23 protein-coding genes are annotated in these 22,372 nt (G+C 39.4%); 8 read left to right on the forward strand and 15 right to left on the reverse strand.

What is annotated here, in order from left to right; genetic code table 11:
- Positions 1 to 38 precede the first annotated feature (38 nt).
- Positions 39 to 584, forward strand: a complete 546-nt coding sequence (locus tag QUF49_RS15060; protein ID WP_289496464.1) for a hypothetical protein — start codon at positions 39 to 41, stop codon at positions 582 to 584.
- A 65-nt stretch (positions 585 to 649) separates the two neighbouring features.
- Here the strand turns inward: QUF49_RS15060 and QUF49_RS15065 are convergent, their stop codons facing one another.
- From QUF49_RS15065 to QUF49_RS15095, 7 genes are all read right to left on the reverse strand, one after another.
- Positions 650 to 1,234 (reverse strand): TetR family transcriptional regulator, encoded by a 585-nt coding sequence (locus QUF49_RS15065; protein WP_289496465.1) that lies wholly within the window; start codon positions 1,232 to 1,234, stop codon positions 650 to 652.
- Between the two features lie 3 nt (positions 1,235 to 1,237).
- The gene (locus QUF49_RS15070) at positions 1,238 to 2,227 is read right to left on the reverse strand and encodes an aldo/keto reductase (protein WP_289496466.1); all 990 of its coding nucleotides are present in this window, start codon (positions 2,225 to 2,227) and stop codon (positions 1,238 to 1,240) included.
- Between the two features lie 130 nt (positions 2,228 to 2,357).
- Positions 2,358 to 3,626: an aminopeptidase P family protein gene (locus tag QUF49_RS15075; protein ID WP_289496467.1), complete on the reverse strand. Its 1,269-nt coding sequence runs from the start codon at positions 3,624 to 3,626 to the stop codon at positions 2,358 to 2,360.
- 116 nt (positions 3,627 to 3,742) lie between these two features.
- The gene (locus tag QUF49_RS15080; protein WP_289496468.1) at positions 3,743 to 4,225 is read right to left on the reverse strand and encodes an NUDIX domain-containing protein; all 483 of its coding nucleotides are present in this window, start codon (positions 4,223 to 4,225) and stop codon (positions 3,743 to 3,745) included.
- Positions 4,226 to 4,535: 310 nt separating this feature from the next.
- On the reverse strand, positions 4,536 to 5,768 hold the full coding sequence (gene pepT, locus QUF49_RS15085; protein ID WP_289496469.1) for a peptidase T: 1,233 nt from the start codon (positions 5,766 to 5,768) through the stop codon (positions 4,536 to 4,538).
- Positions 5,769 to 6,125: 357 nt separating this feature from the next.
- A complete protein-coding gene (locus tag QUF49_RS15090; protein WP_289496470.1) occupies positions 6,126 to 6,548 on the reverse strand; it encodes a DUF1801 domain-containing protein in 423 nt (140 codons plus the stop codon).
- A gap of 240 nt (positions 6,549 to 6,788) precedes the next feature.
- Positions 6,789 to 7,313, reverse strand: a complete 525-nt coding sequence (locus tag QUF49_RS15095; RefSeq protein WP_289496471.1) for a hypothetical protein — start codon at positions 7,311 to 7,313, stop codon at positions 6,789 to 6,791.
- Positions 7,314 to 7,503: 190 nt separating this feature from the next.
- On the opposite strand from QUF49_RS15095, the gene QUF49_RS15100 reads away from it, so the two are divergent.
- Together QUF49_RS15100 and QUF49_RS15105 are read left to right on the forward strand one after the other, a co-directional pair.
- Entirely contained in the window at positions 7,504 to 8,628 is a 1,125-nt protein-coding gene (locus QUF49_RS15100) for a glycosyltransferase family 4 protein (protein ID WP_289496472.1), read from the forward strand.
- Positions 8,625 to 9,797, forward strand: a complete 1,173-nt coding sequence (locus QUF49_RS15105; RefSeq protein ID WP_289496474.1) for a glycosyltransferase family 4 protein — start codon at positions 8,625 to 8,627, stop codon at positions 9,795 to 9,797. The genes QUF49_RS15100 and QUF49_RS15105 overlap by 4 nt, the downstream gene beginning before the upstream one ends.
- Here QUF49_RS15105 and QUF49_RS15110 read toward each other — a convergent pair.
- From QUF49_RS15110 to QUF49_RS15120, 3 genes are read right to left on the reverse strand one after another with little or no spacing between them, the layout of a single operon-like run.
- Complete coding sequence (locus QUF49_RS15110; RefSeq protein WP_289496475.1) at positions 9,794 to 10,942, reverse strand: glycosyltransferase; 1,149 nt, start codon at positions 10,940 to 10,942, stop codon at positions 9,794 to 9,796. The two genes, QUF49_RS15105 and QUF49_RS15110, sit on opposite strands and share 4 nt — an antisense overlap.
- A 33-nt stretch (positions 10,943 to 10,975) precedes the next feature.
- The gene (locus tag QUF49_RS15115) at positions 10,976 to 11,662 is read right to left on the reverse strand and encodes a glycosyltransferase family 2 protein (protein ID WP_289496476.1); all 687 of its coding nucleotides are present in this window, start codon (positions 11,660 to 11,662) and stop codon (positions 10,976 to 10,978) included.
- Between the two features lie 12 nt (positions 11,663 to 11,674).
- The gene (locus QUF49_RS15120; protein ID WP_289496478.1) at positions 11,675 to 13,036 is read right to left on the reverse strand and encodes a sugar phosphate nucleotidyltransferase; all 1,362 of its coding nucleotides are present in this window, start codon (positions 13,034 to 13,036) and stop codon (positions 11,675 to 11,677) included.
- Between the two features lie 222 nt (positions 13,037 to 13,258).
- Here QUF49_RS15120 and QUF49_RS15125 point away from each other — a divergent pair, with 222 nt between their 5' ends.
- From QUF49_RS15125 to QUF49_RS15135, 3 genes are all read left to right on the forward strand, one after another.
- Positions 13,259 to 13,822 (forward strand): NAD(P)-dependent oxidoreductase, encoded by a 564-nt coding sequence (locus tag QUF49_RS15125; protein ID WP_289496479.1) that lies wholly within the window; start codon positions 13,259 to 13,261, stop codon positions 13,820 to 13,822.
- 50 nt (positions 13,823 to 13,872) lie between these two features.
- Complete coding sequence (locus QUF49_RS15130) at positions 13,873 to 14,190, forward strand: NAD(P)-dependent oxidoreductase (protein WP_289496480.1); 318 nt, start codon at positions 13,873 to 13,875, stop codon at positions 14,188 to 14,190.
- Between the two features lie 376 nt (positions 14,191 to 14,566).
- Positions 14,567 to 15,118 carry a GNAT family N-acetyltransferase gene (locus QUF49_RS15135; protein ID WP_289496481.1) on the forward strand — a complete coding sequence of 184 codons (552 nt, stop codon included), beginning with the start codon at positions 14,567 to 14,569 and terminating at the stop codon, positions 15,116 to 15,118.
- Between the two features lie 281 nt (positions 15,119 to 15,399).
- Here the strand turns inward: QUF49_RS15135 and QUF49_RS15140 are convergent, their stop codons facing one another.
- Together QUF49_RS15140 and QUF49_RS15145 are read right to left on the reverse strand one after the other, a co-directional pair.
- The gene (locus QUF49_RS15140) at positions 15,400 to 16,701 is read right to left on the reverse strand and encodes an Nramp family divalent metal transporter (protein WP_289496482.1); all 1,302 of its coding nucleotides are present in this window, start codon (positions 16,699 to 16,701) and stop codon (positions 15,400 to 15,402) included.
- Positions 16,702 to 16,839: 138 nt separating this feature from the next.
- Positions 16,840 to 17,409 (reverse strand): nitroreductase family protein, encoded by a 570-nt coding sequence (locus tag QUF49_RS15145; protein WP_289496483.1) that lies wholly within the window; start codon positions 17,407 to 17,409, stop codon positions 16,840 to 16,842.
- A gap of 185 nt (positions 17,410 to 17,594) precedes the next feature.
- Here QUF49_RS15145 and QUF49_RS15150 point away from each other — a divergent pair, with 185 nt between their 5' ends.
- Entirely contained in the window at positions 17,595 to 17,909 is a 315-nt protein-coding gene (locus QUF49_RS15150) for a MerR family transcriptional regulator (RefSeq protein ID WP_289496484.1), read from the forward strand.
- 36 nt (positions 17,910 to 17,945) lie between these two features.
- Here the strand turns inward: QUF49_RS15150 and QUF49_RS15155 are convergent, their stop codons facing one another.
- The 3 genes from QUF49_RS15155 to QUF49_RS15165 are packed head-to-tail and all read right to left on the reverse strand — an operon-like array spanning position 17,946 to position 20,983.
- Positions 17,946 to 18,647 (reverse strand): exonuclease domain-containing protein, encoded by a 702-nt coding sequence (locus QUF49_RS15155; protein WP_289496485.1) that lies wholly within the window; start codon positions 18,645 to 18,647, stop codon positions 17,946 to 17,948.
- A 23-nt stretch (positions 18,648 to 18,670) separates the two neighbouring features.
- Positions 18,671 to 19,648: a DUF294 nucleotidyltransferase-like domain-containing protein gene (locus tag QUF49_RS15160; RefSeq protein ID WP_289496486.1), complete on the reverse strand. Its 978-nt coding sequence runs from the start codon at positions 19,646 to 19,648 to the stop codon at positions 18,671 to 18,673.
- A gap of 60 nt (positions 19,649 to 19,708) precedes the next feature.
- Positions 19,709 to 20,983, reverse strand: a complete 1,275-nt coding sequence (locus tag QUF49_RS15165; RefSeq protein ID WP_289496487.1) for an ammonium transporter — start codon at positions 20,981 to 20,983, stop codon at positions 19,709 to 19,711.
- A 306-nt stretch (positions 20,984 to 21,289) separates the two neighbouring features.
- Here QUF49_RS15165 and QUF49_RS15170 point away from each other — a divergent pair, with 306 nt between their 5' ends.
- Positions 21,290 to 22,369: a peptidyl-alpha-hydroxyglycine alpha-amidating lyase family protein gene (locus tag QUF49_RS15170; RefSeq protein ID WP_289496488.1), complete on the forward strand. Its 1,080-nt coding sequence runs from the start codon at positions 21,290 to 21,292 to the stop codon at positions 22,367 to 22,369.
- The last annotated feature ends 3 nt before the right edge of the window (positions 22,370 to 22,372 follow it).

Here is a 22,372-nt window from a genome sequence, read left to right on the forward strand (position 1 = left end):
TGATAGACACACCATCATTCATTCAGGAGTGTTTTGTTTTGACTAAATTATTATTAATTGGAGCTGGAGAAGTGCATTTGTCGGTTCTTCAGCATTTACAAAAAGAGAAATTTACAGATATCGAGATCACAATGATAGCTGACGAAAATAATCGAACGGATGTCACCGCATTATGTCAAAAAGCTAACGTAACTTTTATAGAAGATACGATTATCTCATTTGATCCTTTACAGAAAATGCTGTTGAGCTTTTCTGGTGAAATTTACCGTTTCGATGTGATTTCTTTTGATATTGAAATGAAGGTTTCTCTTTTTAAGCAAGCATTAGTACCTGTTGATAACCAAGGCTTAATGGTCGTTGAGGATACGCTGCAGAATACTGAATTTCCTTTTCTGTTTGGCGTGGGGAAATGTATCACGATTGCAGGGAATTCGAATGTTGCTGAAAGTCGCTCGGAGCAAGGTTTAGTTTTATGGAAAAACATCAAGATGTATCTTTCAGGTCGTTCACTGAGGCCGTTAAAGTCAAAGAATGCGAAAATCTCATTTATTGGTGAATGGATTCGACGTTTAAATAAAAAGTAAAGAAAGCTCATTTCTATGAAAAAAGGCCGCTCAAAAGGTAAATCCTCCTTTGAAGCAGCCTCTTTTTATGATTCCTTTACTAGACCTGACATAATCAAACTCCACACATGTTCAAATTCTTGCTTAATATGCGGTGATGTCCATTCTTTTGCAAGCGCTGGGTGATGAAACCGAGCCGTAGCAAAAAAAAGAGCTGCAGCCTGTTCATGAGCATTACGCTTTTGAAACTCGCCACCCTGAATACCCTCTTCAACAATCTTTGTTAATTGAGCGATCAGTTCGTGAATATGTGCGGTGATGGCCTCAACGGATTCCTCAGCAAGCGCGTTATACATCGCAAACAATTCCGGATCTTCCTTCGCCTTCGACTGCTTGATATGAATGAGTCTTTCGATCCAGCTTCTCACTTTATCGAACGCCGAGCCTTCTTCATCAACCATTTTCCCGAGTGGTGTGGACACTTCATGTAGCCAGCGTTCAGCAACCGCTTCTTTTAGCGCAGCCTTGCTTGCAAAATGACGATACAATGTCCCATGACTCACACCGAGCGCACGAGCTACATCAACGACTGACGTTTTATCCAGTCCGAAGCGACGAAGAACTTGTTCGGTTGTATCTAAAATTTGTTCCCTCGTTAAAGGTTCTGCCATTCTTTATTCTACTCCTAACATTGCCATCTGTTCTTTAGCATAACGTGTTCCCGCTACTTTGTCAGCCGGAACAGCTGCTTCGATTTTTTCAAGGTCTGATGTGGACAGCACTAAATTCAGCGCACCAAACGCATCTGCTAAATGTGTGCGTTTGCGTGCTCCAATCAATGGAATCACATCTTCGCCTTGAGACAATACCCAGCTAATCGCAATCTCCGCTACTGTTGCTTGTTTTTCCTCGGCAATCTGACGCAACGCTTCAACTAATGCTAAGTTTTGATCCAGATTTTCACCCATAAAACGAGGTGCGAACGAGCGGAAGTCGATTTGACCTTGACGCTCTTTCGTCCACTTTCCACTTAATAATCCTCTAGAAAGCACGCCGTATGCAGAAAGTGAAATGCCTAACTCACGTAATGTTGGAAGGATTTCAGCTTCGATTCCGCGGCTAAACAGTGAGTACTCGATCTGAAGCCAGCTGATTGGATGAACTCCGTGTGCTTTACGAACCGTTTCTGCATTCGCTTCAGAAAGGCCAATGTGCTTCACATAACCTGCTTTAACCAAATCACTCATCGCGCCGATCGTTTCTTCAATTGGTACGTTTGGGTCGACACGCGCTGGTTGATAAAGGTCGATATAGTCTGTTCCTATACGTTGAAGGGTGTAAGCTAATGCATTTTTAATCGCTTGCGGACGGTTATCCATTCCAATCCAGCCGCCATCTGGAGATCGAAGCACCCCTGTTTTAACCGCAATAAAAGCATTTTCACGTTTTGTTCCTTGGAGAGCTTCACGCAAAAGCAGTTCGTTGTGGCCCACTCCGTAAAAATCACCCGTATCAAAAAGCGTGACGCCTTTCTCAAGTGCTTCATGAATGGTTGCGATGCTTTCCGTTCGATCCGTATTCCCATAAAGATCAGACATTCCCATGCAACCTAATCCGATTGATGAAACCTCAGGACCATTTGTTCCAATTTTTCTTGTTTTCATTATTGTTCCCTCCATATCATGTTGCTTACATCATACCTCACAAAATAACAAATGACAAATATTTATTTTTGTCATTTGTTATTCTTGAGCAAAAAAAAGAAGAGGCTATTAAACCTCTTCTCATCCTCTTTTATGCTTGAACAGCCTGAACACCTTTTGTCGCCATAAACTCTTCAATCTCTTCCACTTCACGTATGATATCTTTTGATAGGTTTTCGAATCCGTCTTCCGTCACTAAGATATCGTCCTCGATACGGATTCCAATCGACTCTTCTTCAATATATAATCCAGGCTCGATCGTAATCACCATTCCTGGCTCTAAGATGCGATCTTTATACGAACCAACGTCATGCGTGTCGAGACCTAGGAAATGGCCGACACCATGATAATAGTATTTTGAAATCTCCTCGTCTTCCTGGATCAAGCCAATTTTCTTGCACTCATCTGCCAGAATTTTCTTTGCAAACTTATTAAGTTCTGCAAACTCAAGACCTGGCTTGATGATCGCTGTTGTTTCTTTTAAAGCTTTTAGTACAATATTGTACAGTACTTTTTGGCGGTCAGAAAACTTGCCGTCTACTGGAAACGTATAGCTGATGTCGGCGTTGTAATAATCTTTCTGTGCACCAAGATCGAGCAGCACAAGCTCTCCTTCATTCGTACGGGCATTGTTGTGCTCATAGTGAAGAACCGTCGCATTTTTTCCGCTTGCCGTAATGGTCTTGAACGCATAATCTCGGATCCCGTTTGACTTTAATGTAAAATCGAAATGAGCTTCCAGCTGATATTCCATCATCCCAGCTTTTGCGTGCTTCAGCACGCTGTAGATGCCCTCTTTCGTAATCGCGATGGCTTCTTTAATCTTTTGAATCTCTTCTGTTGTTTTAAACACGCGAAGTTCAGAGATCTCGTGGTACACGTTCTGGATGGTAACGTGCGGGTAGTGCTCACGAATGTGTTTTGCAAATAGTGAGGTACTTGTTGGCTCACCGTTCCAGCCGCGGCGCTCTAAATCTAAACAAACGTGCTTCGCTTGATTTGTGAAAAAGTTGCCATCAATCGTTGACTCAAAGCTATCCACATACTTGATGTCTTTGATTCCTGAGAGCTTTTCAGCATCTTCTTTTGAAACCGTCTTACCAACCCACTTTTCCATAACAGGGTCCGCTTTTTCAATAAAAAGCGTTTCTTCAAATGTTGTGCCGTTCTTCTTTAGCAACAGCATTACGTTCTGCTCGGTAATCCCCGTTAAGTAGTAGAAGTTAGGGTTTGGCACGAAGGGGTAATGTTCATCCGCCGACTTTTGCGGTGCTTTACCAGCGAATAAAATGGTTAATGATTCATCAGGCAGCAATTCTTTTAATCTGCTTCTGTTTCGTTCAAAAAAATACGACTCCATGTGTATCCTCCTTAAGAATATATTAAAAACGACTGATGAGTTTATTTATGTATCTATAGTATAAAGATTTCGCTGTGTTAATGACAGCTATTTTTCTGAATTTTATAAATTGAACTTTACAAGATAATTGGATACTCTTCTAAATCTTGTTCTACAATGTAACTACCATTCGCTTCTTCTTGTACGTACGCCAAAATCTGTTTCTGTACTCTTGGATATAACACGATGCTATCCAGCTCACATAACGGAATCCATTTCACTCCCGTTTGGTTCGGATCTGGCTGACCTGGCAGAGAAGGTTCTGTGTCCACATCTCGCGTGCATTTAAACATGAGCCCTAACGAGTGTGTCTCTCCATATCGGTAATCCGCCAAGTGTGGCGCATATTCATAAACAAATGCGAGTGGACCGACAGTTACATCAATAGATGCCTCTTCTTTCGCTTCTCGTTTTACCGCTTCCTTCACGGATTCATGTGCTTCAACACCACCCGCAGGCAGGTTGTAATGAAGTCCATTTTGATCATCAAACTCAATCAACAAAATCGCGTCGTTTTCGATAATCAACGCGCCTGCTCTTACTCGGATTGGATAGCTCATCTACAGTGCCTCCTTATTCTTTCTTGTAAGTTCAACAGTAGGTGTTGATACGCTCTTAAAACGCTCTCCTCTTATACTAGGTGGGGTATATATTTCAATAATTCTAGAAATTTTTGAATGAATTCTAGAAATTTTGAAGTTTTTCCGGCGAGTTTCAGCTATAATCCGGCGACTTTTCCCCATATATCGGCGAGTCGACATAACTCGACAAGCATGAACCTGCCCTATCCCCTCATCTCAGCTATTCGCTACCCAACACCCAGCAAAAACAACAGGAAAAGCTAACCTGAATCGGCTAGCTTTGTATCGTTTATGCTTCCTGCTCAAACAGCTGAACAAGTTCAATGATTACATGTGTTGCTTTAATCATGTTGTCAACCGAGATGTATTCGTGACGGCCGTGGTAATTTTCCCCGCCTGTAAAGATATTTGGCGTCGGCAATCCCATGAATGATAACTGCGAACCGTCTGTACCACCGCGAATCGGTTTGATGTTTGGTTCGATATCAAGCTTTTTCATTGCTTTTGAAGCAAGATCAACGATTTCTTTTACCGGCTCAATTTTCTCTTTCATGTTGTAATACGTGTCATTCATTTCTAACGTAATTTTATCCTGACCATACTTTTCGCGTAATTCATCCACGATTGTTTGAATGGTGTTCTTTCTTTTTTGGAAAAGCTCTTTGTCATGATCACGTATGATGTAATACATGTCCGTTTGTTCCACGCCGCCTTTTAATCCAATCAGGTGATAAAACCCTTCATAGCCTTCTGTGTGTTCCGGCGCTTCTTCTGCTGGCAATTTGCTTTGCAGTTCGATCGCTATCTTAGCCGAGTTCACCATTTTATTCTTTGCAGATCCTGGGTGAATGTTTTTGCCCAGAATGCGAATCCTCGCATCAGCTGCATTAAAGCTTTCATATTCAAGTTCACCTAATGGCCCGCCGTCCATCGTATACGCATACTTCGCGCCGAACGCTTCAACATCAAACTTATGCGGACCACGGCCGATTTCTTCGTCAGGTGTGAACGCTACTCTTAATTTTCCATGCTTGATTTCTTGGTGTTGAATTAAGTACTTCATCGCGGTCATGATCTCAGCGATTCCGGCTTTGTTATCTGCACCAAGCAGTGTTGTGCCATCTGTTGTGATTAGTGTGTGTCCCTTGTAATCTTTTAAGCTAGGAAAATCGCTTGGAGATAATTCAATATGTAAGTCTTTGTTTAATGTGATCGTTTCCCCGTCATAGTTTTCGACGATCTGCGGCTTTACGTTCGTTCCTGTAAAATCCGTCGCTGTGTCGACATGGGCTAAGAAACCGATGACAGGCACGTCTTTTTCCGTATTGGATGGAAGAGTTGCCATTACATAGCCGTTTTCATCGACTGTAACTTCTTGCATGCCGATTTCCTTTAGTTCTTCCACCAGCATGTTTGCTAGCGTCCACTGCCCTTCTGTTGAAGGAGTCGTTTCACTTCTTCCGTTAGATTGCGTATCTACTTTCACATACGTAATAAATCGTTCCATAATCTCTTGTTTCAATATTCACTCAACTCCTATTGTTTTGTTTAATGATAGCATGTTTTTAAAATTCTATTGTTGGATTTTCATAAAAAAACAAATGACTTGTTCATGCGTCTAAACAACTTGTCCTCTCCGTGCATATGATGTAGTACCAGCACAGGTTAATCGTGTTGTGAAAATAAACGGGGTGATTTCGATGGGTTGTTGGAAAAAACACAAATGTGAATCTTCTTCTTCAAGCTATATCTATTTAAAATGTAAGAAATGCAAGAAAAAGAAGAAAAAAAGCTGCGGCTGCAAGAAAAAACACAAATAATAATTCCACTTAAAAAGGAGTCCATTTCGGGCTCCTTTCCTTACTTTTTCTTTTCTACACTACTCCTGAGGGTATGTTCTTAGCAAAAAGTCCACGGATTGCTGGATCATCGCTTTTAACACATCCACATCAACATCTGCGAGCTTATTTATGTACACACATGCCGCACCTGTTGTGTGTTTACCAAACTTACTCAGTAACTCTTCACGATTAGGATCTCCTGGTGCAAAGTAGAGGCTGATCTTCGCCTTTCTTGGCGAGAACCCGACTAGTGGCGCGTCCCCTTCATGCCCGGTTTTGTACTTATAATGGTACGAGCCAAATCCAATAATACTTGGCCCCCACATCTTAGCTTCAAAACCTGTTGTTTCCGTAAAGATATCAAGAAGCTTATAGGCATCTTCTTTCTTTTTCTGACTATCTACATTTTCAATAAACTCTACAACACTATGATTGGTTTCTTTTGTCTTTTGTTCGTACATACATAGCACTCCCTTTATTAAACGATTGACTTCTTTATTTTCTATTTTCTGCAAATCATTCTTATCCCCTCTAATGGAATTACCTTAATTGATTAAATAAATAAAGACAACTCCTGATTAGGAGCTGTCTGATTTATTTACATAGACTATTTACATACATTGTTGCTAAGTATGTGATTTCCGTTTCAGAATTCTCGCACCTTACATTCCAATCAACTTTGTAAGCGCATTACGAAAATATTAATCGTAACTTTTACATACTACAAAATTTCTGAAAGGAAAAAACAGCGCTGCATCTGCTTGCTCAAGTCCTGGCTCTTGAAAATTAAAAACACTTCCGCCAATTACAGAAATTTCAGCTAGACCACAAAGCACTGTATCCCCACGAGAGCAAACATTGAAATCACCTTTCGCTGTTATTCGAAATACGGCATTCCGTTCATCTTTACCTGCACCAAGATCTCGCGGTTTGTTTCTTTCAATTCTTGTGCACGAATGTGGTTTTAAATTGAACCACCCTAAACTTACTTCTTTTTCTTCAATGTCTTTATATACATTAAATAAGCCGTTGGGACTTTTTTTAGGTTCTAAGCAAATACCCAGTTTTACTTTTACTTTTAAGTATTCGTCTGTTGGGTTCTTAAGAATAATAATAATTCTGTCGTTTTCCCTGCCCCCTTGTAGTTCCGAATCCACTTCTTCTGGAACAAGAAAAGGTCCTGTTGTAATTTTAACTTTCCTTCTTTCTACTTTCTTATCACTCATCCATGTTCACTCCTTTATTTATTCTGCACCGACTGTCTTAACCTTCAACCATGATTAATGAGTGTGCTGATTAGAATGAATGGGCGCAATGTATTTTACGTTCTTAACAATGTATGCACACGTCATCGTATTCTTGAACATATAATTAGTTTGAAATTGAATAGGCAAATATGTAATGAGGAGGATACATATGAGAATAGGTGTGAACTTGTTATCACTTACCAATGACAGATTTGGCGGGGTTGAACAATATGTAACCAATCTTATTTCACAATTATTAACGATGGACAAGAATATAAAGTTATTCTTATTTCTTACAAGACCATGCAGAGACCTGTTTCCTGATTATCAGGATCGATTAAAAAAATTGATGATAAAAGAATACAAAGTTCATGACTCTATTTATCCATTAATTGCTGAGTGTCAACTCGATCTTTGGTTTTCACCTATACACAAATCGTACATTCCAAACGTACCTGTTCCTTCAATAGCAACTATTCATGATGTTCTGCATACCGCCTATCCACAATTTGTTCACGGTGGGCTCATTGATAACAATCGTTATTATCAACATTTTGCATCTTCATTCGATGCAGTTTTAACTGTTTCGGAGTTTTCAAGAAATGCTATTGCAAAGAACCTTCACATCCCAAAGGAAAAAATTTATGCAGTATATCAAGATGCTCCAATGGTGTTCCGCAATTTCCCTACTGATGTTCTTAAAGAGAAAATAAAGAAAAAATACTCACTTGAAGAAGGATACGCGATCTACCCTTCCAGCTATAATCCACATAAAAATCACATCAGCCTGCTTAAAGCACTTGTTGTTCTCAGAGATACCTTTAAAAAGCGTATACCTCTAGTTCTTACGGGATATGCATCTAGCGATAACCGTGTTTATCAATCTGTACTAGACTTCCTGCAAGAAAATGAACTGAAAGGGCAAGTAAATATCTTAGGTTACGTCCCACCAGAGGATATGCCCTCTCTTTATTCCAACGCATCGTTCATGATCTTCCCCTCTCTTTATGAAGGTTTCGGTATTCCTTTAGTGGAAGCGATGAAAGCACAGTGTCCTATTGTTTGTTCCGATAGAGGAAGTATTCCAGAAATAGCAGGTCATGCAGCCATCCATTTTAATCCAGAGGATCCTGAAGATATTGCTTTAAAAGTGTTGAAAATTTTAGGTCCAGAGATCAGAAAAAAAATGATTATTCAAGGAATCGAGCGCTCAAAGATTTTTTCGTGGGAAAACTGTGCAAAAGAGACACTGAATGTTTTTCAGCGTGTTGTGAAAAGGAATGAAAAACGATGAAAAGACTTTTGGTTTTAAATCATTTTCCAACTGTCATACCTCCGACGAGCGGCGGCACACTAAGGTATTTTCACATTTATGAAGAACTCAGCAAACATTTTGATATTACACTTCTTTCACAAACATTTGGCCACAAGCAGGGGGTTTTTCAGCATTCTCCCACTTTTAGAGAATATAAAGTCCCTAAAGACCCTTACTACAATAAGGTTGTCCAAAAGCTACAACATAACGAATTAACGTATGAATTTGCAATGATTATACAAACCGAACTTTCAAAATACCCCACTTTGTTCAAAAAGCATTTTGATACACTTTATCCTTCAAGTCATTTAATTGTTCATGAGTCACCATTTTTATTAGGCGTTGATTCGTATATCGGAAAAGACCATAAGCCAAGGATGTATAACAGCCACAATCACGAATATAGGCTAGCTGAACAAATTTGGAAAAATGAGAATGCACGAAACTATCTACCTACCCTTTTCGACCTTGAAAAGAAATTGGTTACGGGTGCCGAACTTGTTTTCTCAACTTCTGAAAACGAAAAAAATCATTTCACTAAGATGTATCAAGCCAACCCTGCCAAAGTTAAAATCGCTCCTAATGGGATAAATCCTTATGAATGGCTTCCGAGAAAAGAAGAGTTTAATAAAAAACCTGTTGCATTCTTTATTGGAGCAGATTATCCGCCAAACATTGAATCTGTAGATTTTATCGTGCATCACCTTGCTGAAAGGTGTACTCAAATTAACTTTGTCATTGCTGGAGGATGCTGTGCTCCTTTTTCAAACTCAACTGCCAAACCTAACATAAAACTTTTAGGAAGAGTTCGGCACAAACAGAAAATAAAACTCTTTTCAGAGTCTGATATAGCGATTAATCCCATGTTTACAGGAGCTGGCGTAAACTTAAAGACATTAGAGTACTTATCTGCAGGAATACCTCTATTCTCTACTCTTTGCGGTGTGCGAGGTTTAAATCTGACTAACATGAAACACTATATTCATACAGAAAGAGAAGACTTTGCTTATAAACTGAATCGTTATCCAAATGATCCAAACTTCTTAAAAAAAGTGGCTGCACAAGGACAGCACTATATTAACAGAAATTATTCTTGGAACAGCATTGTCCAAAATATGAAGACCGAAATTGATAAGCTCATAAATTAGGAACCTATTATCTTCTCAACCATTTGTTTTAGTGAGATGCCTGCTCGATCCCATGTCATGTGTTGCATATCTCTCCTGCCTTGTCTTCCTTTTTGTCTGCAAAGATCGGGGTTTTCATAGGCGAATCTCATTTGCTTTTTAATATGATCAACATTTGCTTCAGCCCAAAGCTGTCCGTCTTCTGCAAATTCTCTGTAGATGGTGGAGATGGCGTGATCACTATTCATGCTGGTGGAAGGATTCATTAGCTCGTAGTCAATTAAAAACGAGTTGTGTTTGTTTAAGAAATCCATCTGTCCGCCCCACCCAGTTGCAATAACAGGTATGCCGCTTGATAATGCTTCAATAAAAGGCAATCCTACACCTTCCCCTCTTGTTGGGAGGACAAACGCATTTGCTGCGGTGTAAATTCCTTTTAGTTCAGTCTCGCTGCATATTCCCGTCATTATATAAATGGGTGCAGTATCACCAAGCCCCAATTTCCTTTTATAGTTCGTAATGGCTGTTCTTATTTTTTTACGTGAACTGCCATATGTTTTGATCACTAGCAGTACACGGTCGTTCGCTGTGAACTCTTCCCAATAAGCACGGAGTAAACTTTCAGGATTCTTTCGATGCTGAAAATCAAAGATGGATACAAAAACAAATTTGTTTTCTGCTTCATTCAGCGTAATTCTATTATTGTCTGGGTTAAACATCTTGGTGTCCGCTCCATGCGGCACCAGGAATATCGGAATACGAACACCGCTGTTCTTCAGAGCATGTACATTATGCGTACATGGAACAGAAATGGCATCAAATGTGGAGAGGATAGGCAGCCACGTATCAGGTATCCGAGTGGTTTCCCAAACGGTATTAAGAATGCAGAAGTCAAATTCCTTTTTTTCTTTTTTACAAATAACTGCTGGTGGAGAATGATAGATTAATATTTTTTGTTTTTGGTTTGAAATTGGTTTATCAATGAGTTGCTGCAGCCTTTTCTTTTTCTTTTCATCTTGCATGTTATAAGGAAAATTCCAAGTATAGGTTTCAATTTTTACATCGATTCCCTGCCTGTCTAAAGCGAGGGCATATTCTCTGCTTGCCGTTCCATAACCTGTGGCATCCAGCACTGGTCCTCTCCACACCACTTGATAGCTTTTCATCGCAATCTCCTTTTTAGTAGATTCGTTTACTTGTTATTCGTGAATGATGGACTTGTAATCTTCTGTAAAGCAAACGCTTGATGATTTTCTTTTGAGTGCGGTATTGCTGACATTCCAGGTGTGATGATTTGAATTTGAAGAACGTAAACATACATAATGTCTTTTGTCCCCAGAATACAATTTAAGATCTTTATTCACACACTGATTCAAAAAAACTGTATCTTCGCCAAGGTTTAATTTGGGAAACTCGATACTCTCGCATATCTTTTTATGAAAAAAAAGAGTTGCTCCTTTCAAGCCTTGTCTAACGAACATGTTCTCCCGATCCGGATTGTTTACAACGAGTAGCTTTTCATTTTCGAAATACATATAAACTGTTCTTTTTCCGACAACATCAGCTTTTGTCTCATGCAATGTTTCCATGGCGTGATTGAGGTAAAGCGGAGCATAATAATCATCATCATCAAATTTTGCCACGTAATCATACTTTGCTTTTTGAATGGCTGCATTTAAGCATTCACCTAATGTGTGAGATTCAGGCAGCTGATAGACTGAGACATGTTTGTAGGATTCTGCTTCCTTTTTCCATTTATTTATATTTAAATGATCTTTGTTTAAAATAATGATAAGTTCTTTTTCACTCCACTTTTGATTGCTATAGTTTTGAAACACATTGTCCATAAATTGTGGTCTCATCGTGCAGCATATCACTGAAATCATAAACAACCCGCCTTAATTACAGAGTTGTACTGCCTCTTCCCATGAATAAGTAATTCGTGTAATGTCCTCTTCGGATAGCAAGGAACCGAGTTGAACTTCTATGATTTGTAGAGGTGTAACAGCCTTAACAGCATGTTTGGAACCTTGAGCAATTTGAAGAACATCCCCAGCTTTGATGGTAGTTAATTGATCATTGAATATAAATTCCCCTGTACCAGAAACGATTGTCCAAATCTCTTGTCTTTCCTTGTGCCATTGATAGCTTATGTTGCAGCCTGGGAGGATGTTTATCATTTTCGTTAAAGACTGTTTGCCTTCATTCGTTATCGACTTTTCTAAAACTCTATAATTTCCCCACCGTTTTTCCACATAACGTGGAGGTTCATCAGTTATGAACTTCTTAATATCAGAACTTCGAGTTTTATTTGCAACGAGAATTCCATCAGGTCCTGCTACGATCATACTATCTGATATACCGATCACATAGATGGGTTGATGCAGCTCGTTAATAATATGTGTATTTACCGAGTCTTGCGATAGTTTGCATGGACCTATTTCATGTGACTTCATATGTTTACTTAATGCACCCCATGTTCCAATATCATCCCATAGTCCTTGATAAGGAATAACTATTGAACGCTTGCTTTGTTGTGCGACCATTTGATCAAAACTTACATCAGGCAGTTCACGATAAATCTTTAGCATTTGGTCGTAGTCTGTAGGAAAACTTAGATGTTTTAAAAATTGAATCATATACCTGATTGAAAAAACATAGACCCCGCAATTCCACAAGGCATTCTTTTTAATCAGTTGTAACGCTATATTGGTACTTGGCTTTTCAATAAAATGACTAATTTGATAATTGTCATCCGTCTTATTCGTATTACTATCAGGAACAATATAACCGAATTGATCAGAAGGAAATTGTGGCTCTACACCTAAATGTGCAAGGTCAGCTTTTGATTTCTGGAGAATATGAGGTATTTTTTTTAACAAATGATAAAAAGATACTTCTGCAAAAGTATCAACAGGCAGTACACAAACCAATTCTTCAACATTGGTTTTCGGCTGTGAGTTAAAAGAAGTGACTGCTAGTGAGATTGCAGAAAACGTCCCTTTTTGTACAGGTTCAATAATTAGCGGCACCTTATTTTCAAGCTGATTATAAATCATATCCACTTGATCTTGACACGTAATAATAGAAGTAGACGAAAGAAGGCCAACAGAATCCAAGTGTCTGCATACTCTTTGGAGCATGGATTCATATTTGTTGTTCTTTGTACTTAAGAGTTTCAGAAACTGCTTGGATCTGATCTGATTCGATAATGGCCATAGTCTTCTTCCAGAACCGCCAGATAACAGAAGAATTTTCATACGTCTCCTCCGCACACTATATAATAATCAGGCCTTTGATATTCTATGAAGGTTTGAATGTTGATATGCAGTATCCACTTATCCTCCAATCGTTGTCCTCCCTAGAAATCTAAACAAGGTTGCCTGCTATTGAATACCATATTTTAAAAATAAATTTACCTAAGCAGAGCTGCTTTTTTATTATAAAATGGAAATATCAAACAAGTGAGGGGTTGAAAAACCGTGAACGTTGTCATTTTGGATGATTGGGAAAAAAGCTTTGCATCAAATCCTGAGATTGAACGCTTGCAGAAGCACTTTGCCGTTAAAATCTATCACGACAAACCAGCACAGGATGAACTAATTAACCGCATTAAACACGCAGACATCATCATACCGATCAGAGAGCGTACTGTGTTTTCAAAAGAGGTGTTGCAGCAGCTTATAAATATTAAACTGATTGCTCAGACAGGTTCAGGGCTTGCTCACATCGATATGACTGAAGCCAATAAGCTTAACATTCCTGTCGCTACAACTCCAGGAGGTTCTGCAGCAGTTGTTGAACTGATCTTCGGCATGATGATTGCATACGCTCGTAATCTATTACACTTGGATCAAGAGCTGAAAAAAGGCAATTGGGTGGAGTCGGTTGGGGGAGGTTTGGAAAACAAAACGGTGGGCATTATCGGACTCGGCAAAATCGGTTCAGGTGTCGCGAAAATGGCTAAAGCATTTAACATGAACGTTGTGGCTTGGGGACCTCGGCTAACAGAAGAACGCGCTCATGCTCATGACGTATTGCCGTGAGACTCGTACCAGCCACAAAAAATCTGCTTACGGAGAAACATTTCAGAATCATGCGTAATGATGCTTTCCTTATCAATACATCAAGAGGTGAAGTGGTTGATGAAGAGGCACTCGTAAAAGCGTTAAGTGAAAAGTGGATTTCAGGAGCCGGATTGGACGTATTTTCAGAAGAACCCCTCCGCCCCGACCATCCTTTCCTTCAGCTTCAAAATGTGATTCTCAGTCCGCACATCGGATGGAAAACAGACAATATGTTTAACAAGTTCTTATCAACGAGTGTGGATAACATACTCTCTTTTATTATCGATGGAAATCCACAGCTAATTGCAAATAAAGAGGTTCTAGAAAGCAAAAAGCCCCCCGTTTAACACTAAAGGGTTCCGTTTTCGGGTGCTTTCTTAATAAATGACAAAAGAATTGACGTATGAATTGGCATACGTCTTTTACTTTATTTATCAAAGTTTCTGCGGAATTTATTTAACTTTGATATAGCAATTGACATCATTTTTTATGATGGACAATAAGTATTGTTCGAATAAAAAAGACAGCCCAAACTGCTGTCAATTTCAGTGCCGTTTTGAGTACCAATATTATTGATCCTTATTCAACTAACGGGGCAGTTTAGCCCAATTAGGGTTGACAACAAAGTATTTAATAAATGGTGAATTTTCCTTTTTCATTTTCGAAGTTAGAAGTATAATAGCTATCTCAAATATTGTTTTTTTAATGAATGGAGTGGGTTTGATGATTATTAATCAAAAAGATTTTATTGTTAAAGGATTAAACTATACTATTAGAACTGCTTCTAAAAGTGATGCAAAAAACTTGTCTGAATTAAGATTACAGATTGACGGAGAAACCGAAAATATGGACAGAGAAAAGGGAGAGGACTTTATAGACCCAGCAGGATTTGAAAAAATAATAGAAACGGATACGAACCACCCTAATAACTTATTTTTAGTTGCCGAATCGGATGGTAAGATAATTGGTTATTCAAGATGTGTAGGCTATGATTTAAAAAGATTCTTACATAAAGCTGAATTTGGATTAGGTGTTCTGAAGGATTTCTGGGGTTATGGGATTGGAAAAAATCTTATGAAAGAAACAATTTCCTGGGCTGACTTTAACGGCATTAAAAAAATGGTATTATATGGAGTTCTTGAAACAAACCAAAACGGCATTGATTTGTATAAAAGACTTGGTTTTGAAATAGAAGGGTTAATGAAAAAAGATAGAATCCTTTCAGACGGAAAATACTATAATACTTATATGATGGCAAGATTTAATGAGTCTTAAGAGGAAAAGAAGATGTAAAAAAAGAAGAGATATAATTTTTTAATGGTGGGGCGTTGAACTAGGGGATTAACGGCTTTTTTGTTGAAATTTTTTTAACAAAAAGGGGCTTTAGTTAAATAATGGTTTGGTATTCCTAATAAAGAAACTCGCCAATTACTTTGGCGAGTTTTGCTTTTTTATATACCAATAACGATGCCAAAGCGACTGTCATTTCAGTAAGTATTTTTAGAAAAGCACCTCAAAACGGAACCCTTTACGTTTAACACGAGGGCTTTATACATTTAAAACAGCTTTTGGAGTTCTGTTATTCCAAGATAAGCGAACATTAAGAGACAACCAATTAACACAGCGTTTGTTACCAACTTGTTGCGGTATTCTTCTTCCACTTTTTTAGAGTTCAATAAAATAATAAGGGAGAGCGCTAGAAAAGGCATGAACAATGCGCCTAATACTCCGTAAATGATGATAAGCTGAACAGGTTTTCCCAAAAAGAAAATTAGCATAGGAGGGAATGTCAGCCAAGCCAGATAAGCACGGTACGACTTATCTTTTTCCGTTACAGGTTTAACGTTATCTAAATCTGACTTTTTTGTCCGAATGGTCCTTAAGAAATCAGCAAACAAATAAGGTACCCCGTTCCAAACACCGAGAAGTGAAGTAAAGGCCGCTGACCAAAAAGCTACTAAGAAGAGCCATCGTAAAGGTGTTCCGAACTCTTGACCTAGCAGATCAGCTAGATTAAGGAGTCCTTGGTCCCCCTCAAGCTTCACATCGGTTCCGAATAAAAACTTAGCTCCAATTACAAGAGCAGCCATTGTGAAAATACCCGTAATGACATAAGCCGCTTTAGTATCTAGTCTCATAATCGGAATAAATCCATTTCCTTTCCAGTTCTTTTCTCTAAGCCAATATCCATATGAGGCCATCGTAATCGTTCCACCAACTCCCCCAATCAATCCAAGAGCAAGCATGAGTGAACCGTCTGGCATTTGAGGGACAAATCCATCCGCAAACTCACCGATTGAAGGTAAAAAGAGCAATGATGTCCCAATAATCGTAATAAACATTACGCCGATCAAGACAGTCATAATTCGTTCAAAAAGTAAGTAACGGCCTGTCCACACTAGCGCAAAGCCTAATAATGAATGTACGATAGCCCACGCCCAAATCGGCATAATCGGAAGCATCGCATGCATGCCTAAACCGCATGTCATGGCTGCCGTCGCACCATATATGTAACCCCATATAACGGAGTAAACACCGAAGTAACCAGTTGCCCATTTTCCGATTGAATGCCACCCTTGCAGGATGGTTTGTCCTGTTGCAAGGTACCAGCGGCCAACTCCTTCGTTCAAATAATATTTTAGAATAGATCCAAGTATGATTGCCCAAACAAACGTCATACCAAATGAAGTACCGATTACGATCGCTGTAATCATATCTGCTGTCCCTACTCCAGTGGCAGCTACCACGAAACCTGGTCCGATCATTTTTAATTTTTGTCCGAGTGATTGCGGAGGTGACACGTTGTTACCTATTGATGCGTGTTTAAGTTCGTTGTTTAATTTCAGTTCATTGTTCAATTGCAGCTCCTCCTTATTCATTACATAAAACGCTTTCAAAATAACATTTGTCTATTATGTCATAGTTCAGAATATTTATTCAACTTTATTTATACCTATTAATCTCAAAAAGAGAGAGCAGCTTTAATAGCAGCCCTCTCAATCCATCCACACCGTATGTGATTCAAACCCCTTTTTCTTCACCGTTTTAATAGGCATATCTGGATAACCAACATAGATAAATCCCGCAATTGCGCCGTTCGCACTTAATCCAAAGAATTCTTTTACCTTTGTACGATAGGTTAAAGCACCTGTTCTCCAGATTGCTCCTAAACCTAACTCATGCGCGGTAAGCAGCAAATTCTGGATACCGCTATGAACGGCAGCGTACTCTTCTATTTCAATCACGTTTTTCTTATCACTCGGCTTTACCGCGACTGCGATAATAACTGGTGCGCGCAGCGGGTTGTTGCGTGCTTTTTCCGCTTTCCTTTCCAGTTCATCAGGCTCTAAACCAGCGTTATCTGCTCTTGTAATTCCTTCTAACACTTCACCCAGTTTCTTTCTGCTATCCCCGGTTAACACAAAAAAGCGCCATGGCTCTGTTCGGTAGTGGTTGGGAGCATAAGTTGCGGCTTTTAACATTTTTTCAATGAAGGTTTTTGGGACGGGATCGTCTTTTACTTTCCCGATACTTCTTCTGTTAATGATGGCCTCGAACGTTTCCATTTCTCACCCTCCCCTTACTAACAGATATTCTGGGACTGATGTGAATAGAATAAAGTTGTGCTCACCATCATTTTAAACTGGAATAAAATATATGTAAGAAAACCTAACATAAATGTGATACAATAAATAACAATATTCATCATTGTCCGGTTAGGTTCTTTATTCACATGTTTAGGAGGAGTGGAATGTCTGTTGATAAAACATCCTATAAAGATAAAAAAGTCATGTCGATCGGCATTATTAGTGAGCTGACCGGATTATCCGAGCGGAAGATCCGGTACTACGAAGAGCGAAAGCTTATCTTTCCTGAAAGAACAGGAAAAGGAACCCGTAAGTACTCGTTTTCCGACGTTGAACGGCTTATGGAGATTGCCGATCAGATTGAAGATGGTGTACAAACGTATGAAATCAAAAAGGAATTGACGAAGAAACAGAAACGTGACGAACGAAACAAGATGATTCGTGGTCAGATTAACGCACAATTTAATATGAGAAACTAAAACAGCTGGCTCCTTAACCTTAAGGTACCAGCTGTTTTATCGAGATAGCCGTTCATAGACTTCTCTTAAATTTTTCATACCTAATGCTTGTATTCTCTCAACATAAATACTCCATAGCTCCGCCGTCATCTTCGCATCTCCTAATGCATGATGCCGATCAACAGCCGGAATACCGCAGTGATCACAGCAATCTTCTAAACGAACAAGGCTCACATTGGGCTCTGCTAGTTTTAATAAAAATGATGTGTCTACGATTCGATGTTTGAACTGACTGCGGAAAAGCTTCCAGTTGTAGTGCTGCAGAAACTTCTTTTCATGACTGGCGTGGTGCGCTACTAACACAGCGCCTTTTACAAAATCATAAAAGTCGACCAGTACCTTTGATAGTTCAGGCGCTGCCTCAAGATCACTTTCTTCAATACCTGTAAGCTCCTTTATTTCTGGAGTGAGTTCACGGGTACAACGTACAAGAGAATAGAAGGTATCCTCTTGCTGGACCTCACCGCCTCTCACCTTTATAGCACCGATTGATAGAATTTCATCACCTTGTTCCGGAAAAAATCCAGTCGTTTCGAGATCGAACACGACGACGTTCAATTCTTTTAGCGGAACAACTAAGCTCTCTTCCACTTTTAACTCTTTTTCAAGCTGTCTCAAAAAAGCGACATGCTGCGGACTCGATTGTCCTTGTAACGATGCATACACGCTTGAGTTTATTTTCCCCTGAACTTGTTTCATAAATTGTATGAGCGGATTCATCCTCATCTGTGCATCGTTCCTTTAATGACAGACTGTGTATAGTCTTGTAGTTTTTGACCGTTTAACAAAATATGTTTCACGTCTTTTCGTTCTTCTTTGCTGAGTTCTTTTATATTTAGATAGTGAATATCATCATAGTTTTCCGTCATTTTCTTATGATACTGAAGTCTGTAGTGAAGAAGCTTTTTAAATTCTGCGGCGCACCAACTGAGCTCTTGCTGATATTTCGGAAGCTTTGTAAGCTCCTCAATTCTTGAGAGCGTTGAAGTGGCATTGACACTTTCTTTCATCGCTAAGAGCCGGACATTGTTTACGTACGGAAAAAAGCCTGATTGCTTCAGATCGATGCTGCCCGCATGTGAGCCGTGTGTTTCTGTTAAAAATTGATGAAAAAATCCTACCGCCTTCTTTACGTGCTGGGTGTTTTCTAACAGCCTCTCCAGGAAAGGCGGATTCTTTTTAATATAGTCATGTACCGTCTGTTTAAGTTCAGCGATATATTCCTTTTCTCCTCTGAGCATACGCGCATCATAAAAAATCAATAGGAATCGAATGCTTTCAAAGCTTTCTTCTCTTAACCACTTTGAGAGCTGTTCGTTCCACTTTGTTTTCGATTTGCACCACACTGAATTTGAACTCATCACATTGCCATCACAATACGGATAGCCGACTTCATTCAAAGCATCAGCCAGTTCTTTTCCGAACTTCATAAAATATCGAGACGCTTCTTCGGTATCTTTTTCATAAATCAAGCCGTGATCTTGGTCACTGATAATGGCCTGCTCAAATCTGCCCGCACTTCCCATAACAAACCAAGAATAGTTGCAAGGCGGAGCTCCAAAATTATTTGATTGTATATCTAATGCTGCGTCAAAAACTTTCTTCATGATCTCATCGTGAAACGCATTTAACTCATGTGAGGATCGATCATGATGGTCCCACTCACTGTCACGATATTTTTTAATTGATGAATAAGTCATTTCCACACACCCTATGCGACAAAAGCATTGAGGAAAGGTCCCCAATGCTGTTTATCACGATTAATTTGCAATTCTGTTTCTCTCTTCATTCGTAATGAACGCTTCTGGATAACCGTAGTTTCCGTGTTCACTCACGTCCAGTCCAATAATCTCTTCTTCCTCAGATACACGAAGTCCTTTCATCACTTTTTTCATACCGTATAATAGAGCGAAAGAAACAACGAACGCGTAAAGCGCTGATACGGAAACACCCATCGCTTGAACACCAAGCTGCGAGAAGCCGCCTCCATAAAACAATCCAGGCTTACCAACTGTTGCAAGTTCTGGTGTTGCAAAAAGACCCGTTGATAATGTACCCCAAACACCCGCTGCTCCGTGAACGCTTAGCGCATAAATCGGATCATCTACTTTTAATTTATCGAATAACTTCACAGAGTAGAATACTAGAATACCTGCAACAAATCCGATGAGAACCGCTGCCCACGTTTCAACAAACGCGCATGATGCTGTGATGGCAACAAGTCCTGCTAACGCACCGTTCAAAATCGTTGGGATATCCGATTTACCGAGAACCATCCAAGAAATAATAAGTGCAGCAACCGCTCCTGCTCCAGCAGCAAGGTTGGTATTCAGCGCAACAAACCCGAAGAAACCATCATCAACAACAAACGTACTTCCCCCATTAAAACCAAACCAACCTACCCAAAGAACGATAACACCTAGTGCTGTGTACACTTGATTGTGACCAAAGATATTGTTCGATGTCCCATTTTTATTGAACTTTCCGATACGCGGTTTCAGTAAGATCGTTGCCGCGAAAGCAGCCATCGCACCTGTTAAGTGAACAACCGTCGAACCAGCAAAATCTTGCTTGCCGTGTTCTGCTAACCATCCGCCGCCCCAGATCCAGTGAGCAACAACCGGATAAACGATTACTGAAAATAGAACCGCAAACACAAGGTATGCAGACAATTTTGCACGTTCAGCAAATCCGCCGAACGCAATGGTTAACGAGATGCCAGCAAACGCAAGCTGAAATAAGAAAAATGCAGCTGTTGAATACGGCATACCATCCGCTTGATCACCAGAATAGAAAAAGTCAGACAAACCGATAAAGAAATTAGAATTCCCTCCAAAAATAAACCCATAACCGACAGCCCAGAATACGATGGATGCCAATCCAAACGTAAAGACCGTTTTACCTGCAATATGCCCGGCATTCTTCATTCGTGTCGAACCTGCTTCAAGTAAGATAAACCCACCTTGCATCAAAATGACGAGAAGTGCACCTAGCACAAGCCAGACACTGTTTAGCGAAAACATAATTTCTTCCATAAAGAACGCCCCCTGCTTAACTGTTTCTTTTCATTCTATACAGTTTCAGCGCAGATTCTACACCCATGTTAGATTTTCTGACATGGTTTTTAAAAGAGGCTAGGCGGAAGAGAGAAAGCTAACCCTTTTCGTTTAAGAGTTAGCTTTGACGTCTGCTTCGTTTAGAACGCTTGCTTGGCTCATCTGCGTACTCACATGCTCTATACGCCTTAAGTTGTATACAGAATATATCTTGAGTCTATTTTATATGAAGTTCATTGTAGGTAAGATAAATCACGCAACTTAATTAATCAGGAGGATTTTAGCATGAGAAAATTTAAAATCACATTTTTGGTCACATTAGTAATCTTTTCCCTTATTTTCATTTTCAATTTTGGAAAATCAGCTGTAGTTTATAAATCGCATCCTAAGGAGATCGTAAAATCTGCATCTTATAAGGCAACAATCCTTTTAGCAGCAGATCGAGAAGCTACTGGTGAAGGAAGTGGAGTTGCTGTTAACTCTAAGGGGGACATATACTATTTACATCGTGCGAGTGGACAATATGGAAACAGCAACTACATTGCAGAACCTACAATAGTTGTTTTAGATGGAAAAACGAAGAAGGTTAAGAATACTTGGGGAGAGCATTTGTTCAAATCTCCTCATGGTATCGACATTGATAACAAGAATCAAATTTGGGTAACAGATATCTCATTAAATAAGGTATTTAAATTTAGTCCAGAGGGGCAACTTCTCCAAACGTTTGGCGATGATTATTCATTTGGCTTGGAATGGAGTTTACGGATTCGAAATAAAATGCCCCATTTCCCTACTTTTATAAATGATAATACATTCGCTAGACCTACAGATGTAACAGTCTTGAATGATGGTTCATTTGTTGTATCAGATGGTTACAGAAATCATAGAATAGTCAAATTTGATTCAAATGGAAAATTAGAATGGCAAGTAAATAAGCTTGGTGATAAGCTTGGTGAGTTTAATTTACCACATGGAATTAGTAGTGATGACGAAGGTAATATTTATGTAGCTGACCGCAATAATGCCAGAATCCAAGTGTTCGACAGTCAAGGAAATGCTATTGATGAGTGGGATAATGTTGCGATTGGCAGACCGTTTGGTGTCGAAGTAGGAAAGGATAAAAAGATATATGTAGTAGATGGCGGTAATTATTTAAATGGTTCAAGAGACAATCTTACTAGCCAGATTATTATTTTAAATAAGAATGGTGATGTTATAGAACGCTTCGGGTCTTGGGGGAAAGAAGAAGGACAACTTAAAATCCCTCACGATATAGCTGTTGATGAAAAGGGAAACATGTATGTGGCAGAACTTAAAAATAAGCGGCTACAAGAGTTTCGTCTAATGGAAGTTTCCTCAAAATGAAAT

Origin of the sequence: Fictibacillus sp. b24 (genome assembly GCF_030348825.1) — a bacterium.
GTDB lineage: Bacteria > Bacillota > Bacilli > Bacillales > Fictibacillaceae > Fictibacillus.

Coding starts and splice junctions, on each gene's coding strand:
- QUF49_RS15075 (WP_289496467.1), bottom strand. CDS start 3,626: ATGGAGTCGTATTTTTTTGAACGAAACAGAAGCAGATTAAAAGAATTG.
- QUF49_RS15130 (WP_289496480.1), top strand. CDS start 13,873: ATGCGTAATGATGCTTTCCTTATCAATACATCAAGAGGTGAAGTGGTT.
- QUF49_RS15110 (WP_289496475.1), bottom strand. CDS start 10,942: ATGAAAAGCTATCAAGTGGTGTGGAGAGGACCAGTGCTGGATGCCACA.
- QUF49_RS15070 (WP_289496466.1), bottom strand. CDS start 2,227: ATGAAAACAAGAAAAATTGGAACAAATGGTCCTGAGGTTTCATCAATC.
- QUF49_RS15135 (WP_289496481.1), top strand. CDS start 14,567: ATGATTATTAATCAAAAAGATTTTATTGTTAAAGGATTAAACTATACT.
- QUF49_RS15065 (WP_289496465.1), bottom strand. CDS start 1,234: ATGGCAGAACCTTTAACGAGGGAACAAATTTTAGATACAACCGAACAA.
- QUF49_RS15145 (WP_289496483.1), bottom strand. CDS start 17,409: ATGGAAACGTTCGAGGCCATCATTAACAGAAGAAGTATCGGGAAAGTA.
- QUF49_RS15115 (WP_289496476.1), bottom strand. CDS start 11,662: ATGATTTCAGTGATATGCTGCACGATGAGACCACAATTTATGGACAAT.
- QUF49_RS15170 (WP_289496488.1), top strand. CDS start 21,290: ATGAGAAAATTTAAAATCACATTTTTGGTCACATTAGTAATCTTTTCC.
- QUF49_RS15150 (WP_289496484.1), top strand. CDS start 17,595: ATGTCTGTTGATAAAACATCCTATAAAGATAAAAAAGTCATGTCGATC.
- QUF49_RS15120 (WP_289496478.1), bottom strand. CDS start 13,036: ATGAAAATTCTTCTGTTATCTGGCGGTTCTGGAAGAAGACTATGGCCA.
- QUF49_RS15105 (WP_289496474.1), top strand. CDS start 8,625: ATGAAAAGACTTTTGGTTTTAAATCATTTTCCAACTGTCATACCTCCG.
- QUF49_RS15080 (WP_289496468.1), bottom strand. CDS start 4,225: ATGAGCTATCCAATCCGAGTAAGAGCAGGCGCGTTGATTATCGAAAAC.
- QUF49_RS15165 (WP_289496487.1), bottom strand. CDS start 20,983: ATGGAAGAAATTATGTTTTCGCTAAACAGTGTCTGGCTTGTGCTAGGT.
- QUF49_RS15090 (WP_289496470.1), bottom strand. CDS start 6,548: ATGTACGAACAAAAGACAAAAGAAACCAATCATAGTGTTGTAGAGTTT.
- QUF49_RS15155 (WP_289496485.1), bottom strand. CDS start 18,647: ATGAAACAAGTTCAGGGGAAAATAAACTCAAGCGTGTATGCATCGTTA.
- QUF49_RS15100 (WP_289496472.1), top strand. CDS start 7,504: ATGAGAATAGGTGTGAACTTGTTATCACTTACCAATGACAGATTTGGC.
- QUF49_RS15095 (WP_289496471.1), bottom strand. CDS start 7,313: ATGAGTGATAAGAAAGTAGAAAGAAGGAAAGTTAAAATTACAACAGGA.
- QUF49_RS15160 (WP_289496486.1), bottom strand. CDS start 19,648: ATGACTTATTCATCAATTAAAAAATATCGTGACAGTGAGTGGGACCAT.